Raw genomic sequence first — 15,597 nt, forward strand, 5'->3', positions numbered from 1 at the left:
ACCCTTCATACTTCACCCTTCATACTTCACCCTTCATACTTCATCCTTCATACTTCATCCTTCACCCTTTCTACCCGACTCAGGACTCAGGACTCAGGACTCAGGACTAATTAGTCCTTACCTCTGGCAAAATCAACATCGCGTCACCGAAGGAATAGAAGCGATATTGCTCTTGTATCGCCTCCTGGTACAAATCTAATAAACGCTGACGCCCGATCAGAGCACTGACGAGCATCAGCAAACTAGAGCGCGGTAAGTGGAAATTGGTAATCAAACCCTCCACCACTCGCCATTGATAACCTGGATAAATGAACAACTCCGTCTTGCCTTGGAAGGGTTGCAATTCGCCATCCGCCGCCGCACCTTCCAATGCCCGTACTACTGTGGTACCAACGGCAATTACTCGCCCCTTTCTGGCTTTTGTCTCGCGAATCTGGTCAACAGTGGCGGGGGGGACTTCCAGCCATTCGCCGTGCATTTGATGAGCGGTAATGTCCTCCGCTTCTACGGGGCGGAATGTTCCCACGCCGACGTGCAGGGTTACGGATGCCTGCTGGATACCTTGGGCTTGTAATTGTTCTAGTAGTTCGTCTGTAAAATGTAACCCGGCGGTGGGAGCCGCGATCGCGCCGGAGTGTTGGGCATACACGGTCTGATACTGCTCTGGTGATGCCTCAGAATCGGTAATGTAGGGGGGCAGTGGCACCTGACCGTAGTAGTTCAATAAATGCTCTAGAGATTCCCCCTCAGGGACGTTAAACTGCAACAAACGCCCACGGGTTGCTTCATCTCGTTCTACAACAGTTGCTGTGAGACTGGCGATGGAGGTGTCGCTTTGTTCGTTTGGGGTAAAGATGATCGTTGCCCCTAGTTTGATCCGTCTGCCTGGTTTTACCAGCGCTAGCCAGCAGTTAGGCGCTTTCTCCTCTAAAAGCAACACTTCCACAGGTGCTCCTGTGGTTTTATGTCCATACAGTCGCGCTGGGATGACACGGGTGTTATTGAGGACTAACAAGTCTCCAGGTTGCAGCAGTTGGGGTAAGTCACGAAAAATACAGTGGTGATGCGTGGGTGAATCCACCACCAGCAAGCGAGAACCATCTCGCTTACTCAGGGGAGTCTGAGCAATTAAAGCACTTGGTAGCTCGTAGTCGTAACTCGATAGCAGTTGATCGGGGAATTCATGGCTATCCATCGGGAACAAAGAGTCTGTCACGCTACTAGGGGGATCTACTGCCTGAATCAAGTTTTCCGTGTCGAGGTGGGGGGGATTGCTCTTATCGTCGATTTTAGTCATGTTATTGTTTTGCTCTTAAACCGCGCTAAACCTGATCTGTTATAGCGGGAGAGGTGCATCCTTTCTGCTCACTGTTTGGACTTTTAGGACTCGCTAATCTAATCACATTCTCACTAATCGCCAATTCCCGTCATCAATCATTCTTCATCCTGATCCGGGTTTGGCGATCGCTACCTGTCAAACTACTGAAAAGCCTAGTAAAAAAAGTTTTGGAAAATTGGGTAAAGTCCCCCATCTTATATCGGGGGAGTTGCCCCTACCCCCATCCAGTAACTCTTGGGAGAATAAATGTATAGAACTCCTCGGATAAAGTCCAAGAACACTTATGGATTACCTTTTTTTCTTGGCAAATGCCAGTCTGACTCTACGGGTGGTCGAGTACTTACACAGAACGCCCCAACTTCCCGTCCGTTTCATGACGGTGATTCATCAAATTGATGGTTGGGTTGTGAAAGTAAAAATGAACCGACCCCTAAGTCCTCACCAACATGGAGACTTCCGGGCATTTATGCATGAAATTGGCATCCCCTACGATCCCGAAATCCGCCTACAGATGGCGCTTTGGAGCCTAGAAACAGGACAGTCGCCTATCGAGGTTATGCGCCGTTATCAAGTCGCTGTCGTCTCTCATGGTAATCCGGATCATAGCGATATTGAAGCGTTTCGCCAGCAATTCACAATGGGTTTGGGATACTGCCCAGAAACCTTAGCTTAAGTCAAGGTAGCCCTAAGCTACATAAATTTATTTAGCCGTTTTTGTTTCCATTAATCATTAGACCAAAGTCAAGAGACGACGGACTAATGATTAATTTTTTTTTAAAGAAGTAGGCGAGAATAAATCAAATTGTGTAAAGTTATGTAAAGCTATTAAAATTGTTTGGAGTTAGGAATTTAGCCCTGACTACAAACCTTTAATTATTTACGCCGTCCGACGGCTCAAGTTAAAACCTGTTGTTTAATCAAAAGCCGACTGGATGTAGTCGTGTAGGGTGAGTTGGTACCCGGCTACAGACACGGGTTGCCCAAAAGTGACAGAGGGAAATTGTCTAGGGAAAATCCCTACCTCTAATGCTTCCTGCTCCTGGCGGTGTAGTTGTTGTCTGTTTTGCCTGGTGCTACTCACTAGCGCCACATCAAAGCGGCAAGGAAAATCTGTTAGCTGGGGATGCTCGGCAAGAAACATTTGGGCAGTTTTCCGCATTTTTGTTTGTTTTTGCGGTGTAATGGCAAGTAATCCATCGGCATCCCAGTTGCCTGAAGTGCGTGTCTTGACTTCGACAAACACCAAAATTGGGCATGAGGAATTGTTGCTGGCAATGGGCTTACCTGTTCCCTCCCCGTCAGACGAGACGCCGACGCTACGAATCGGCGCGTATTGGGCAATCAAATCAATCTCTCCCCAGCGACAACGCCAACGATGCTGCACAATCAGCCAGCCATTTTCCTGTAACCATTGCGCGACGAGTTGTTCTCCTAATTCTCCCAAATCGGGCATTAAGTTTATCAAGTGGCTAGGGTGGGTTTGGTGCCAGGGCTTTTAATGCGCTGAGATGACTTGCTGGTAAAATTACGGAAAAATGCCACACCTGATCTGAAGGTTACTCAAGGTTGTGGTTACAGAGCAGTACAGTTGTTTGTGACAAAAAATTCTATGAAACGTTGGCAATCTCTAAGTTTCCCCACAATTGTGTCTAGTTTAGTTCTCTTAGTGGTTGCTAGTGTATTGATTTTTGGGGCGATCGCTACACCAGCTCTAGCAATCGATTACAACCGAGAAAATTTAGTCGGGGCTGACTTCTCTGGTCAAGTGCTGACGGATTCGCAGTTTACCAAAGCAAACATGCGGAACAGTAACTTGAGCAACACTGATTTACGGGAAGTCAGATTCTTTGCTACCAATCTTGAATCTGCCAATCTCGAAGGAGCAAACCTCAGTTACGCGACCTTGGATGCGGCGCGTTTAACTAACGCGAATTTAAAAAACGCTATCCTTGAAGGCGCGTTTGCCAGCAATGCCAAGTTTCAGGGAGCCAATATCGAAGGGGCAGATTTTACTGATGTTTTGTTACGTCGAGATATCCAAGAGCAGCTTTGTGACGTGGCGAGTGGCACCAATCCGGTAACGGGACGCGATACCCGCGATACGCTGTTTTGTCCTTAAAGAGCTGTCATCTCAACAATCTCCGAGAAAGCCGCATTACGAACTTTCTCTAACTCCTTAATCTGCCGATCTGCCTCGGAGAACTGTTCCCAGTAGTCTTGCTTGCGTTTGAGATCCTTTGAAGGGTCGAGTTTTTGCCATTGTTCTAGGCAGTAACGCCGCCGATGAGCGCACGCCACCTGCTCTAAACAGGCAATAGCGGCGCGAATCACTAAGGGAGTACGACTAATATCTTCTTCCTGTTTCTCATCTAGATGAAACAGATGTGCCACCTGAGCCATTTCTGTAGGAAACTGTAGGCTCTTTTCTTGCAGTAGGGAAATTAGGGGGTCAAGGGCTGGCGTGGATGCCTCAAGGTCTTGTTGGAGTTCGAGAATTTGCTGCCATAAAAAGCGGTGATGGGAAAGGCTAAAAATCAGGTCTGGTACTTCTAAGGCATCAACGATCGCCTGTCGATATTCTGGCTGGTGCAGGTAAATGCGGAGCAACAGCGCTTCGGCTTCTTCTAAAAGGCGGTCTTCTGAACCGATAGGTAGGGCAAGGTTTGAGAACGGCTTTTGAGGAGAAGTGTGAGATTTTTTGGGTTTGTTGCTCAGGGGTTTGCCCACTTGAGCCAGTAAGTTTTCAATGTTGAGGGAGACGAGGCGCGAGTCTCCTTGACTGAGCAGTTCTCCACAGTGACGGATGTAATGGGTGCGCTGGTTGTCATCAATGATTTGGCGGAGTAGCTTCACCATTTCTTGGGCAACTTGCCCAAAGCGATCGGCTTGTTTGAGGTCTTGATTGCTCAGGAGTTGGCTGATCTGCCAATCGAGCCACAAAGGAGCACTTTTTAAGAGTTCCTGATATTTTTCTGCGCCATCGGGATTGGCTTTGAGGAATTCGTCGGCATCCTTACCCTCTGGTAAGTTGAGAACCCGCAGTTGCACTTGCCCGCTATAGACTAAGGGGGTAATTTCTGCGATCGCCCGTTCGGCGGCGTTGGTTCCAGCGGCGTCCGCGTCAAAGTTGAGGACAATCTGCTTGGAGTCGGTGTAGCGTAGCAGTTGTCGGACGTGGTGGTCGGAGAGGGCGGTTCCTAGGGAGGCAACAACGTTGGTTATTCCTGCCGCATGGAGGGCGATCGCATCAAAGTATCCTTCCACGACGACGGCTTGGTCTTGCTTGCCAATCGCGTCGCGGGCTTTATCTAGGGCAAACAAGGTTTTGCCTTTATCAAACAGTGGAGTTTCTGGAGAGTTGAGGTACTTGGGTTGCTCGTCCCCCAAACTTCTCCCCCCAAACCCAATCGTTCTCCCTTGGGTGTCGTGGATGGGAATAATTAGGCGATCGCGAAACCTGTCGTAATACCCATCACCTTTTTTCCTCGGCACAATTAAGCCCGCTTGCTCTACCTGTTGTAAGGGTTTGCCTTTTTGTTCCACTAGGTAACGATAGAGGGTTTCCCAACCTGCGGGGGCATAACCCAGGTGAAACTGTTGAATTGTTTCTTCCCTCAACTGCCGCTTGTCTTTGAGATACTCTCTTGCTTGCCCAGCTTGCGGTTGCCGCAGCGCGTGCTTATAAAACTCAGCCGTGAGTGCCAAAATCTCATAAAGCTGTTCTCGCAGCGATAGCTGGCGTTGGAGTTCCTGCCGTTGTTCCGGTTCTAGGGTTTTCACGGGCACCTGATAGCGTCCCGCCAAGTCCAGCACCACATCACTGAACGAGCGCTTGCCCAATTCCATCAGGAACGTGATGCTATTTCCTCCGGCTTGGCAGCCAAAGCAGTAGTACATCTGCTTGCTGGGGCTAACGCTGAAGCTGGGTGTCTTTTCTTCATGGAAGGGACACAAGCCTGTATAGTCTTTCCCTCGCTTGCGTAAAACAACGCGTTCTGAAATCACATCCACAATGTCAGCACGCTGCTTAACTTCGTCAATCGTTTCTGGATGTAGGCGGGGAATTTGCACTTCAGTCGATAGGGAAACTCAGGATATAACTTATTTTAAATTACCTTGATACTCACAATTATTAATGTTAGAGCCTTAATGTTGAAACTTTAGATTCTGTAGAGACGTTGTATAGGATATCTCTACAGGATTTGTCAAAACCATTTTCTATAATTTATGTAACCATGAAACTACAAAAAAGCTGTTTATTACTGGTATTAACTTAAGTAATTTATTTAAAATAAACCTTAAAAAAGACTACATCTCATATTGGAATTCAGAAAAACATCAAGTTTCATAACTGAACAAATATCGCTTCAATTTAGGACAAAATTAGGCTTATATATAAAAAATTTAGTTTTATCAAGGCTTTGTGCCCTCTTGCCGGGAGACAACCAATGTTATATATGATTGAGTGCTGAAGCCGTGTTGGGACATAGCGCCAGATGGGACGAATCTTTATTTCTGCGGGTCATGGTGGTTTTGAGGGAAGTATTCGCGATCCTGGAGCGATATCGGGAGGGACAACAGAAGCAACTCAGATGATTTTGCTGCGCGATCAGATTGTGGCAGAGTTGCGATCGCGTGGTTTTGAAGTTTTCTCGGTTCCGGATGATTTGAGCTTAAGAGCGAGTATCCAATGGATTAATGCCCGTGCTCGTCCGGGTGATGTGGCACTAGAAATTCACGCCGACGCCTTCTCTAACCCCAGCGTCCGAGGAGCCAGTGTCTTTTACATCACCAACAACACCGAGCGCAAGAACCATGCAGAACTGTTGCTTCTAGCACTTTTACGCCGCCTCCCTCAACTACCTAGCCGGGGAGCGAAACCAGACACGAACACAGCCGTTGGGAGTTTAGCCTTTCTCCGTCAGGTTTCCGTTGCCTCACTGTTGATGGAAGTAGGCTTTCTCACTAACCCCGATGACCGGGCTTTGATTATTAATAGAAGGCGCGACATGGCTCTAGGTATTGCTGACGGGCTAGCAGCTTGGAGTCGGGCTGTCTCCGGCACAAGTCCTACAGTCCCGGAGCCAACTTATCCTGGCATTAATATCAACATTAACAATCGAACCTACCAAGAACAAGGCGTTCTGATCAACAGCAATGCCTACGTCCCCATTGACTTAGTAGATCGCCTGGGAATCGATTTGACCACTGTCCCTGATATTCGTCGCGTGCTCTACCGGGGTGTAGTCTATGTCAAAGCGGTTGACTTGCGGGATTACAACGTCTCTGTCGGCTGGGATAATGCCACACGTACCGTTATTTTGCGCTCAATTCTGCAAATCTGTCCCGGTCAGATAGACCGGATTATGGGGCAAGGGAATACCTCAGAAGTGCAATTGATGATGTTCCTTAAGTCCAATAATGAAGATGCCCTCTCCCAGTTTCCAGACATCGCTAGACTCTACCGAGAAGAGGCAGCAATTGAGGGAGTTAACTACGACATTGCCTTTTGTCAAATGTGCGTAGAAACTAGCTTTTTGCGTTTTGGTGGCGTGCTCAAACCGAGTCAAAACAACTTTGCGGGTTTAGGAACAGTCGGTGGCGGAGCTGAAACGGCTTCCTTCCCAAGTGCCCGTATCGGCGTCCGAGCGCAGGTTCAGCATTTGAAAGCCTACGCGAGTGTGGAGCCGTTAGTGCTGGAGATCGTCGATCCTCGCTTTCGATTTGTCGCCCGTGGGATTGCACCTTTAGTTCCGCAGCTCAGTGGACGTTGGTCAGCAGATTTACAGTATGGTGCGAAGATTATGGCAACAGTCAGGCGTTTGTATGAGTCTGCGAATTTGTTGTAGTCGAGGCAATTAATTGTATTTATCCTCACTACTCCAAGAATGATGTCATTCTCAAATTCTCCAACTTACAAATTTTCTAAAGACACCTCGACGGAGACATTTGCCCGATTCAAGATACTAAGCTTGCTGCAAGCCCTAATTTGGTCACACTTTGTTTAGAGGGCTGGTTAAGCCGTTTTCACGAAGCGGATGATTTCGCGGACGTGGTCGAGGAATTGGCTATCTACAGTGAGTTGGGCGATCGCGCTTTGAGCTTCGCGGGCGAGGCGTTGATGATCGGCTTCGTTTTTAGCCTGTAATGTTTCTAATGAAGCTACAAGGCGTCGTAGTTCCGTTTGCGTTTCTTTGCTCTGGCGGTTGTAAGTAGCAACCCAGGAGTAGGGTTCTTCTGGGTTCATTTGTTCTTCGATATGCTTAATTTTTTCTTCTAGTGCGCTGAAGCGGTAACGGAGTTCTACCACGTCTTCGCGGGGATAGTTAAATTCTTGCCGAATCATCGCCAGTCGGGCGGCGAGGTATTGATAGGCGCGGACTATGGGGCGCAGGACGGTTAGGAGTAAGGCTGCGCCTGAACTGACGTAACCCACAACACTAATTCCGGTGGCGGCGAGGCTGTAAAGCGCGATCGCTGAAAGTAAGTGCAGCGCGATCGCAATTAACAACGAGCGACGCGACACCGTTTTAACGTAGTCTAGTTGCTGGGTATCAAGGGCAATTCCCTTTTCATCAGATACCGACGCCTCAGCTAAGACTTCCCTCGCTTCAAAGTGAATATTCCACGGTATCGTCACAATTACCAGTAACCAGGAAAAACTAGCCGCCGCGATCGCCCAATCAATAAACTGTCCCGCTGAGACATTTAACCATTGCAGCAACCCAAAAACTAGCAATGTTAAAATTCCGAATCCAGCACTTAAACCAATGTAGTTAAGAAACATTTACCCTGTCTCGCACGTCGAAAGATAGTTTCGATCCTGCATAAGAGTCACTGCTTTAACTCAAAGCCTTGTGCTAGTTTCGTCAATTTCACAAAAGCCCCTTTTCCCTTTTGTCTAGCACCGGGAAAGATAGGAGAGTAGGAGTTTCACTACGCTATGACAATCTTTCTACTGTCATAGCAATTCTCTAAATAATTACTACTAATGATTTAGCGGATTAAGTAGCTTCGCCAGACTTGCGCCGTATTTTTACCCGTCACTTCCGGGCGCAACAAACGCCAAGTTTTGCCTTCTTTCTGGCGTTGCAAGTAGATATCAAAAGTATTGTTTTCCTGAGTCACTTGCTGAGCAGGCAGATTGAATTTGAGGTTATAAGTACCGCGAACGTGATAAGTGGGTAAGTCTTCAACAAAGATCGCTTCTAGTTGCTTGAGCTTGACTTGTGGGACTTCAAATTTCGGGGGAGAAGCTTGTAGTTGCTGGGTTAGGCGTTGTTGGGTTTGACTAAGCTGGAGAGCGATCGCTTTTTGTACCAGTTGCTTACTCGGTGCTAGTCCCAGAGGTGGCGTGCTTGTACCACAGGCTGTCAGCAGCCCAATCAAAATCACGATCAAAACTCGCTGGCACCATTGAGCGTTCATTTATAACCCTACTTTTTCACAAAAACCCATTTCCTAGAGTACCGATTCTGGCTCCTGGAAAACCTCCCCCAGTCTCTCCAGCTCATCTCACCCAACCACAGTAAGGCAGTTTGATATTCCCTAGGAAAGACAATTTCCTTCATCCCCACCATCACTTAAAGAAAGGCGATCGCACAAAGAAAGCACAGAGCCTGACTTCTTGAATCAACACCTCGATACTATAAACATTAGGTAAGCCCAACTTTTAAATTGCCAATGTCAAATAAAACTCTCAACCTTGACGACCGACTTTATGATTACTTTCTCTCTACATCCTTGAGAGAGCCAGAAATTTTGCGGCAATTGCGAGAAGAAACGGCTGAGCATGAAATGGCGGTAATGCAGATTGCTCCTGAACAAGGGCAGTTTATGGCACTGTTAGTACAGCTCATGGGAGCAACCAAGACGTTGGAAATTGGTGTCTTTACCGGATACAGTTCCCTTTGTGTTGCCCTCGCCCTGCCTCCCAATGGTCAGATTGTTGCCTGTGATATCAGCCAGGAGTACACCACTCTTGCCCGCCGCTACTGGGAAGCCGCAGGTGTGGCTGACAAAATTGATTTACGCATCGCTCCTGCCCTAGAAACCTTAGACCAACTTTTAGCCAACGGGCAAGCAGAAAGCTTTGACTTTGCCTTTATTGATGCTGATAAGGGAAATTATGACGGGTATTATGAGCGATCGCTGCAACTAATTCGCCCCGGTGGACTGATTGCCATTGACAATGTTCTCTGGAGTGGACGAGTCGCCGATCCCAATATCCAAAACGGCAGCACCAAAGCCCTTCGAGCTTTAAACGAGAAGCTACACGAAGACGAGCGCATTACTCTAAGCATGGTTCCAATTGCCGATGGACTCACCCTCGCTCTGAAAGGTAAATAGAGTCCTGAGTCGGTGAGTCCTGAGTCCTGAGTAGGGGAGAAAGGATGAAGTATGAAGGGTGAAGTATGAAGTATGAAATAGGCGATTGGAGTAATGGCTAATCGTCGTCAATTTTTCTCTCCTCTGCTCCTCCGCTCCCCTGCTCCTCCGCACCCCTGCACCCCTGCACCCCTGCACCCCATCTCCCTCGCCCTAACTCTCGGTGTCTTTCAAAGCCCAATGTTGGGAGAGGCGATCGCGTACATCAAAAAAGTCATTCCAGGGAATGTATGGCTTGTGGCGTTCCTCAAGGTATTGGGCAAGGCGATCGCGAGCAAAGACAACTGGGGCAGCTAGAGCCATATTTAAATCTGTCACCGAGTCACCAACGGCGATTTGCTCATCGGCGGGGTATTGTGCCATTACCCGCACTTTGGCAACCAGTTCTGTGTCTTCCTCAAATTCAGAATGCACCCGCAGCAAATCGCCACTGCTATCCACATCCACCGCATAGATCGCCGCCACCCGCTCAACGAAGGAACCCAACACCGTCTCCACCATCCCCCGCAAGCCACCGGAAACAACCACAAGGGGGACATTTTCGTGGTCAAGAAAATCTAATAATTCGGCAAATCCAGGGCGGATTGGCTTTGGTCGGGCATACTCCAGGATTTCGGGATAATTCGTTGACGAAATAGACTCTAATAGCTGCCTAACTCCTGCTCGCAGCGTTAGCCGCATGGCGTACATTTCTGGCATTAGTTGAGCAGATAACTCTGGGGCAAAGGTTTTTAGCATCCCCACAAATGTTTCTTCTGCTGTTATAGTGCCGTCAAAGTCGCAGAAGACAACCCGCTTCATAATTTGCTCCGCCATCGATACATCTAAGTCTGAATAAAGTCTGATCTAGCAATCCTAAATCAGTAGGGACGTATAGCTACACGCCCCCACACCACCCTTGTAAGACAAAGAGAAGGGATCTAAGACCCTAACCGCGCTTGTAGGGCATCTCTAGCTTGTTCCCGGTCATCAAAGTGGATTTTCTCCGTCCCTAAAATTTGGTAATCTTCGTGACCTTTCCCGGCGATTAAAATACCATCTCCAGGCTCAGCTTGCAGAATAGCGGTGCGAATGGCTGTAGCGCGATCGCCAATTACCATCGGTTCCACTGTTGCGGGTATTCCCACCAAGATATCCTGCAAAATCTGCTCTGGCTCCTCTGTCCGGGGATTATCTGAAGTCACGACAGCAACATCCGCTAAGTCAGCAGCAATCTTACCCATCTTCGGACGCTTTGTGCGATCGCGATCGCCCCCGCACCCAAACACGCAAATCATCTTGCCCTGAATAAACGGTCGCGCCGCTTTTAGTAAATTCTCCAAACTATCCGGCGTGTGGGCATAATCAACAATTACGCTCACATCCTGTTCTGGGCTAATTTGCACCCGTTCCATCCGTCCAGGAACGCCGTCAAACTGAGGCAACACCTGCACAATCTTCTCTAAATCCACACCTAGATGGAGTACGGCTCCTACGGCTGCCAAGAAATTTTCTAAATTGTACTGACCGACCAAGGGTAAGCGAAAATCTGCCTCTCCTTTCGGTGTATGCACCCGTCCGCTAACGCCACTCGGCTCATAAGTAAGACCGCTAGTCCACAAGTCAGCCGATTGGTTTTGCACGCTATACTTCCAGACGCGATCGGGATCTAGTTGCCCAATCAAGGTGCGTCCGTAGGAGTCATCCACATTAACAACCGCCCGCCCTTGTAAATACTCTTCACTAAACAAGAGCGCTTTAGCCTGAAAGTAATCTTCCATGTCCCGGTGGTAGTCCAAGTGGTCTTGAGTCAGGTTGGTAAACACCGCCACCTCAAAGGGACATTCCCGGACGCGACCCTGTGCCAATGCGTGGGAACTAGTTTCCATCACGGCATACTGAGAACCCGCCGCCAGTGCTTGCGACAACTGCTGCTGCAACTCCACCGCAAACGGGGTGGTGTGAACTGCCGTTTGTGTAAAACCGCCCCAGCGCACGTACAGCGTGCCGAGTAAGGCGGTTGGTAACTGAGATTGGGTCAGCAAAAATTCGATCAAATGAGTTGTCGTGGTCTTCCCATTTGTCCCTGTCACCCCAATCAGTTGCATTTGTTGCCCCGGATGACCGTAGAACGCCGCCGCTACCTGGGCGCAGGCACTCGCAATATCTTTTACTGAAATAACTCGCTCATCGCTTCCAGCTTTTTCAATTGCCTGAGGAGAAATCAGTGCCGCGATCGCACCACTAGCGATCGCACTCTTCCAAAATTCTCCCCCATCCACTCGCGTTCCCGGCATCCCAATAAACACATCTCCCGGTTGACAAGCATGGGAATTGGTACTCAGTCCCTTCACTTCTGCATCCCCAGCCGGATGGTTAGGCATTGGTGAAAGTTCTGGAACCTGTGCTAATAACTCACGCAGCTTCATCTCCAACACTCCTCACAAGTTAGTCATTAGTGTTTCTATCGGTGAGTCGGGGTGTAAGGATGAAGCATGACAGTTATTGGTTCTCCTCTTCCCCTTATTACCCCATCCCCTCATCACCTCATCCCCCACCTCCCTTGCGCCTATTTTGGCTCATCTGCGGGCAAATACTTCTGTAACAATTGCTCCAATTGGGGCACGGTGGCACGAGGTGAAGGACGAGGAATCAGTTTTTCCGTTCCAGCCATCTCTTTACACAGTACAGGCACCTCATACTGATAGGCAGCGAACCAGTCCTCACGAGTAGTGATATCGCGCACCTCTAAATCCAGGCTTTGAATTTGCTCAAGCTTTTCCTGCAAACCTTCACAGAGATGACAACCAGGCTTGCTGTATAGAATTAATTGCATGATTAAAATCCCCTTTTCTGGTCGGGTTATGTGCGTTTACCGATAGAATCTAAATTCAGAAACACTTAGTAATTATTCACTGAAAAACGTTTATGAGCGATCGCACACAAGCCTCAGTTCAAACAGCCCAGTTTGACTTGGAGGCACTCAATCAACAATTTGAAAACGCCCAACCTAGAGAAATCCTCGCGTGGTGTGTCGAAAATATCCCCACCGGACTAGTACAAACAAGCGCGTTCAATGTCGATGACCAAATCATCACCGATATTTTCTACCGCGACCTGAAGCCAGCAACTCCCGTACCAGTGATGTTTCTCGACACACTGTACCACTTCCCACAAACTCTAGAACTAGTAGCTAAAACCAAAGAAACCTACAACTTAGACCTCAAAACCTATAAAATCCCCAACATTGATACCCGCGAAGCCTTCGCTGCCGAATACGGCGACGCTCTTTGGGACGAAGATATTGAAAAATTCCACCACCTCACCAAAATCGAACCTCTACAACGGGGCTTAGATGAATTAAATACTGTTGCTTGGATTACCGGGCGTCGTCGCGATCAAGCCGTCACCCGTGCCAATATGCCCGTCTTTGAGCAAGACAAGCAAGGACGCCTCAAAATCAATCCTCTTGCTAACTGGACTCGCCAAGCAAGTTGGGAATATGTCAATCAACACGGCGTCATCTACAACCCTCTACACGACCAAGGCTACGCCAGCATCGGCGACGAACCGATCACAACTGCCGTTGCTGAAGGCGAAGACGAACGTGCTGGACGCTGGCGTGGGAGCGGCAAAACCGAGTGCGGTATCCACATCTAAATCCTGATTCTCTAAATGCTTGCTACAGATACTTTTCTTGCTCCCCCCTTTTTAAGGGGGGTTAGGGGGGATCTAACTGTAGCTTCTCAAAAGCGAAATGGTATAACTTAGGTGCGCCTCAATAAACCTAACTTGCTTGTAAGGTGAGAATTGTTCAGAAACAGCTTTTTATCTAAATTTCAAGCGTTATCGTCAGCAATGCCCACCCTAACTTAAATTAGCTCCTTCTTGCTTGAGAATCCTGCGTATTTCTGCCTCAACGACATCTGGCTGTTCCAACATTGCCAAATGCCCGCAGTCAGGGATTTCCACCACATTGTCGCCACAAGCCCCAAAGAGTTTATGGAAGCTGGCAAGGTGGTGTACATACTTGGGTTCCATCACCTGATCTTTCACGCCAGCAATAAAATAAACGGGCTGCTCCAGTTTTGACACAATCTGAGGCAGTCGATGCACCTCAGCTTCCGTTGTGGAATCTAGTAACGTTCCTAAAGCCGCATCTGAACAGGCGGCTACAAAATCTATCACCCGTTTCCTACCCCAACGACGGGCAATTGGGCGGGCTACCTGCGTCCGTGTAAATATTAAATCAATCAACGGAAGATAAAGCAGCCAACGCGGGCGTCGCTTGACAATTTCTTGACCTGCCGTCCGAAAGCGCTCAAACTCTTCTTTGAGATAAATCCCCCCTCCAGCATTGAGACAAATTACTCCCTGCACATACTCAGGTAACTGGGATGCCCCAAACAAGGCGATTGTCCCTCCCAGTGAATGACCGACTAACCAGGCATTGGTGATATTAAGTTGTTGCAACAAAATTCCCAAATCCCGCGCATAAGCGGCTGGGGTATAGTTGCCAATTCCTGAGTCAACAGCACTCGTCTCTTGCACCTCTAGGTCAAGAGATGGGGGTTCCCGATCATTGTCCAACTGGGGCTGAGAATCCCCAAAGCCCCGGAGGTCATAGATTAAGCACTGATAGTCTGGTGCTAATCTCTCTACCAAGGGTTGCCAATAACTACGACTGAGAAGCCAGCCGTGAATAAAAACTAGGACAGGGGTAGATGATGCAATCGGAGGCGTCAATTCATAGACATGACTCGCCCCCAGGATATTGATGGTAGCCATAGTTTCATCCTATCCTGAGCTTTGGGCTGTTAGTGCTTTGTGCTCATTGTCAATTGTCCATATTTAGTTAGTTGTCTGTTGAAAATAGTCACGGGTTCCTATTTATCAGCAATAATTTGGCTAAACCCTCCCTATTTTATTTTCCAGTCCCCAATTGCTAAAACCGCCGTCCTAGTAAACGCTGCCGCACACTCTCAGCGATCTTTTGACCCAAATACTCCGGGATCAAGCTTTCATTGGGGCCTAGCAGGTAGAGGATTAAGCGCGTTCGCCCCCGCCACACTAGCAAGTTGGCGTTGACGACTAGTAAATCTTCCTGCCAAATGGCGTACATCACCTTATAAAACAGCCCTGGCTGGTTGTCTGCCTCAATTAACAATGCGGGAAGATGAAAAACTGGGTCTACATAAAATTCTGTTTCTACCTGCTCTAAACCCGCATCAAGATTAAATTCTACTGCCAGCATTTCTTCGACTTCAAAGCGCCCTGCTAGGGCTTCTCGCACGGCACGACAGACATTTTCTGCCGTTTTATCGGTGAGGGCTTTGCTTCCGCGAGACACCACCAGCTTGATAAAGACCAGCATGGGGGGGCTAATCTGACCGTAGAGACTGAGGCTATGAATTGTCAGTCCATAAGCTGCCAGTACGCCAAATATGTCACTTAAAAGGAAAGATTGATTGCGATAGGCAAAATGTAAGGCGCTTTTACTGCCTTCTGGTTTAATCTCGATGACTGCCCGCTTGCTTTTGTAAAGTCGGTAGGCGAGGCGGAGATTTTGCAGTTGGATCTCGCTACTGACAAACTGCTCATAGAACTGAGGAAACGCTCGGTTGAAGCGTTTGAGGAGTTCTAGTGTTGATGATTTTAAACCTGCAGCCATAAGTAAGGAAAAGACTCGCTTGCCAGGTTAAAAGCCCTTTCAGTTGAAAGGGAGCTTAATTGTCCTTCAATGGAAGAACCTTCGATGCTGGTGAATAGTTTCAATAGCCCCAGTCTAGCTAAATACGGTCACTTCTTTAGCCCTTTGCTAGTGCGGCGGTTGGGCAATAGAACGACGTAGGTTGTGTTATTATCTATTTCGCAAGGTTTTGGCTGAATTT

The 15,597-nt window shown here is 48.2% G+C and carries 15 protein-coding genes; 5 read left to right on the top strand and 10 right to left on the bottom strand.

Translation table 11 applies throughout. The features are described 5' to 3' along the window. Positions 1-106: 106 nt before the first annotated feature. Positions 107-1,195 carry a tRNA preQ1(34) S-adenosylmethionine ribosyltransferase-isomerase QueA gene (gene queA, locus AC5JR3_RS04525; RefSeq protein WP_495843602.1) on the bottom strand — a complete coding sequence of 363 codons (1,089 nt, stop codon included), beginning with the start codon at positions 1,193-1,195 and terminating at the stop codon, positions 107-109. Positions 1,196-1,622: 427 nt separating this feature from the next. Between queA and AC5JR3_RS04530 the strand changes: the two genes are divergently transcribed. Further along, positions 1,623-2,012 carry a hypothetical protein gene (locus AC5JR3_RS04530; RefSeq protein ID WP_495843462.1) on the top strand — a complete coding sequence of 130 codons (390 nt, stop codon included), beginning with the start codon at positions 1,623-1,625 and terminating at the stop codon, positions 2,010-2,012. 240 nt (positions 2,013-2,252) lie between these two features. Here AC5JR3_RS04530 and AC5JR3_RS04535 read toward each other — a convergent pair whose 3' ends face one another. After that, on the bottom strand, positions 2,253-2,792 hold the full coding sequence (locus AC5JR3_RS04535) for a YraN family protein (RefSeq protein WP_495843464.1): 540 nt from the start codon (positions 2,790-2,792) through the stop codon (positions 2,253-2,255). A gap of 156 nt (positions 2,793-2,948) precedes the next feature. On the opposite strand from AC5JR3_RS04535, the gene AC5JR3_RS04540 reads away from it, so the two are divergent. Then, the gene (locus AC5JR3_RS04540) at positions 2,949-3,458 is read left to right on the top strand and encodes a pentapeptide repeat-containing protein (RefSeq protein WP_495843466.1); all 510 of its coding nucleotides are present in this window, start codon (positions 2,949-2,951) and stop codon (positions 3,456-3,458) included. Here the strand turns inward: AC5JR3_RS04540 and dnaG are convergent. After that, the gene (gene dnaG / locus AC5JR3_RS04545; protein ID WP_495843468.1) at positions 3,455-5,410 is read right to left on the bottom strand and encodes a DNA primase; all 1,956 of its coding nucleotides are present in this window, start codon (positions 5,408-5,410) and stop codon (positions 3,455-3,457) included. The genes AC5JR3_RS04540 and dnaG overlap by 4 nt on opposite strands. Positions 5,411-5,835: 425 nt before the next feature. On the opposite strand from dnaG, the gene tftA reads away from it, so the two are divergent. Beyond that, positions 5,836-7,188 (top strand): hormogonium tapered terminus morphoprotein TftA, encoded by a 1,353-nt coding sequence (tftA, locus tag AC5JR3_RS04550; protein ID WP_495843470.1) that lies wholly within the window; start codon positions 5,836-5,838, stop codon positions 7,186-7,188. Positions 7,189-7,355: 167 nt separating this feature from the next. Here tftA and AC5JR3_RS04555 read toward each other — a convergent pair whose 3' ends face one another. Beyond that, complete coding sequence (locus tag AC5JR3_RS04555; protein ID WP_495843472.1) at positions 7,356-8,126, bottom strand: hypothetical protein; 771 nt, start codon at positions 8,124-8,126, stop codon at positions 7,356-7,358. A 209-nt stretch (positions 8,127-8,335) separates the two neighbouring features. Next, the gene (locus tag AC5JR3_RS04560; RefSeq protein ID WP_495843473.1) at positions 8,336-8,767 is read right to left on the bottom strand and encodes a hypothetical protein; all 432 of its coding nucleotides are present in this window, start codon (positions 8,765-8,767) and stop codon (positions 8,336-8,338) included. Positions 8,768-9,022: 255 nt separating this feature from the next. Here AC5JR3_RS04560 and AC5JR3_RS04565 point away from each other — a divergent pair, with 255 nt between their 5' ends. Continuing rightward, positions 9,023-9,688 (top strand): class I SAM-dependent methyltransferase, encoded by a 666-nt coding sequence (locus AC5JR3_RS04565; RefSeq protein WP_495843475.1) that lies wholly within the window; start codon positions 9,023-9,025, stop codon positions 9,686-9,688. A 192-nt stretch (positions 9,689-9,880) separates the two neighbouring features. Here AC5JR3_RS04565 and AC5JR3_RS04570 read toward each other — a convergent pair whose 3' ends face one another. The 3 genes from AC5JR3_RS04570 to AC5JR3_RS04580 form a co-directional block, all read right to left on the bottom strand. Beyond that, positions 9,881-10,528, bottom strand: a complete 648-nt coding sequence (locus AC5JR3_RS04570; protein ID WP_495843604.1) for an HAD-IB family phosphatase — start codon at positions 10,526-10,528, stop codon at positions 9,881-9,883. Positions 10,529-10,647: 119 nt separating this feature from the next. Beyond that, the gene (locus tag AC5JR3_RS04575) at positions 10,648-12,135 is read right to left on the bottom strand and encodes a UDP-N-acetylmuramoyl-L-alanyl-D-glutamate--2,6-diaminopimelate ligase (RefSeq protein ID WP_495843477.1); all 1,488 of its coding nucleotides are present in this window, start codon (positions 12,133-12,135) and stop codon (positions 10,648-10,650) included. Between the two features lie 140 nt (positions 12,136-12,275). After that, positions 12,276-12,542: a glutaredoxin family protein gene (locus AC5JR3_RS04580; protein WP_495843479.1), complete on the bottom strand. Its 267-nt coding sequence runs from the start codon at positions 12,540-12,542 to the stop codon at positions 12,276-12,278. Positions 12,543-12,634: 92 nt separating this feature from the next. Here AC5JR3_RS04580 and cysH point away from each other — a divergent pair, with 92 nt between their 5' ends. Continuing rightward, positions 12,635-13,366: a phosphoadenosine phosphosulfate reductase gene (gene cysH, locus AC5JR3_RS04585; protein ID WP_495843481.1), complete on the top strand. Its 732-nt coding sequence runs from the start codon at positions 12,635-12,637 to the stop codon at positions 13,364-13,366. 207 nt (positions 13,367-13,573) lie between these two features. On the opposite strand, the gene AC5JR3_RS04590 is transcribed toward cysH, so the two are convergent. Then, positions 13,574-14,494: an alpha/beta fold hydrolase gene (locus AC5JR3_RS04590; RefSeq protein ID WP_495843483.1), complete on the bottom strand. Its 921-nt coding sequence runs from the start codon at positions 14,492-14,494 to the stop codon at positions 13,574-13,576. Positions 14,495-14,651: 157 nt separating this feature from the next. Further along, the gene (locus tag AC5JR3_RS04595) at positions 14,652-15,377 is read right to left on the bottom strand and encodes a hypothetical protein (protein WP_495843485.1); all 726 of its coding nucleotides are present in this window, start codon (positions 15,375-15,377) and stop codon (positions 14,652-14,654) included. Positions 15,378-15,597: the final 220 nt, after the last annotated feature.

The organism is Kastovskya adunca (assembly GCF_059505785.1).

What these genes read in the sequence shown, in the direction of transcription:
- AC5JR3_RS04575 (WP_495843477.1), bottom strand. Translation starts at nt 12,135, where the DNA reads ATGAAGCTGCGTGAGTTATTAGCACAGGTTCCAGAACTTTCACCAATG.
- AC5JR3_RS04535 (WP_495843464.1), bottom strand. Translation starts at nt 2,792, where the DNA reads ATGCCCGATTTGGGAGAATTAGGAGAACAACTCGTCGCGCAATGGTTA.
- AC5JR3_RS04570 (WP_495843604.1), bottom strand. Translation starts at nt 10,528, where the DNA reads ATGAAGCGGGTTGTCTTCTGCGACTTTGACGGCACTATAACAGCAGAA.
- AC5JR3_RS04560 (WP_495843473.1), bottom strand. Translation starts at nt 8,767, where the DNA reads ATGAACGCTCAATGGTGCCAGCGAGTTTTGATCGTGATTTTGATTGGG.
- tftA (WP_495843470.1), top strand. Translation starts at nt 5,836, where the DNA reads ATGGGACGAATCTTTATTTCTGCGGGTCATGGTGGTTTTGAGGGAAGT.
- AC5JR3_RS04540 (WP_495843466.1), top strand. Translation starts at nt 2,949, where the DNA reads ATGAAACGTTGGCAATCTCTAAGTTTCCCCACAATTGTGTCTAGTTTA.
- AC5JR3_RS04555 (WP_495843472.1), bottom strand. Translation starts at nt 8,126, where the DNA reads ATGTTTCTTAACTACATTGGTTTAAGTGCTGGATTCGGAATTTTAACA.
- AC5JR3_RS04565 (WP_495843475.1), top strand. Translation starts at nt 9,023, where the DNA reads ATGTCAAATAAAACTCTCAACCTTGACGACCGACTTTATGATTACTTT.
- AC5JR3_RS04590 (WP_495843483.1), bottom strand. Translation starts at nt 14,494, where the DNA reads ATGGCTACCATCAATATCCTGGGGGCGAGTCATGTCTATGAATTGACG.
- AC5JR3_RS04580 (WP_495843479.1), bottom strand. Translation starts at nt 12,542, where the DNA reads ATGCAATTAATTCTATACAGCAAGCCTGGTTGTCATCTCTGTGAAGGT.
- AC5JR3_RS04530 (WP_495843462.1), top strand. Translation starts at nt 1,623, where the DNA reads ATGGATTACCTTTTTTTCTTGGCAAATGCCAGTCTGACTCTACGGGTG.
- cysH (WP_495843481.1), top strand. Translation starts at nt 12,635, where the DNA reads ATGAGCGATCGCACACAAGCCTCAGTTCAAACAGCCCAGTTTGACTTG.
- AC5JR3_RS04595 (WP_495843485.1), bottom strand. Translation starts at nt 15,377, where the DNA reads ATGGCTGCAGGTTTAAAATCATCAACACTAGAACTCCTCAAACGCTTC.
- queA (WP_495843602.1), bottom strand. Translation starts at nt 1,195, where the DNA reads ATGGATAGCCATGAATTCCCCGATCAACTGCTATCGAGTTACGACTAC.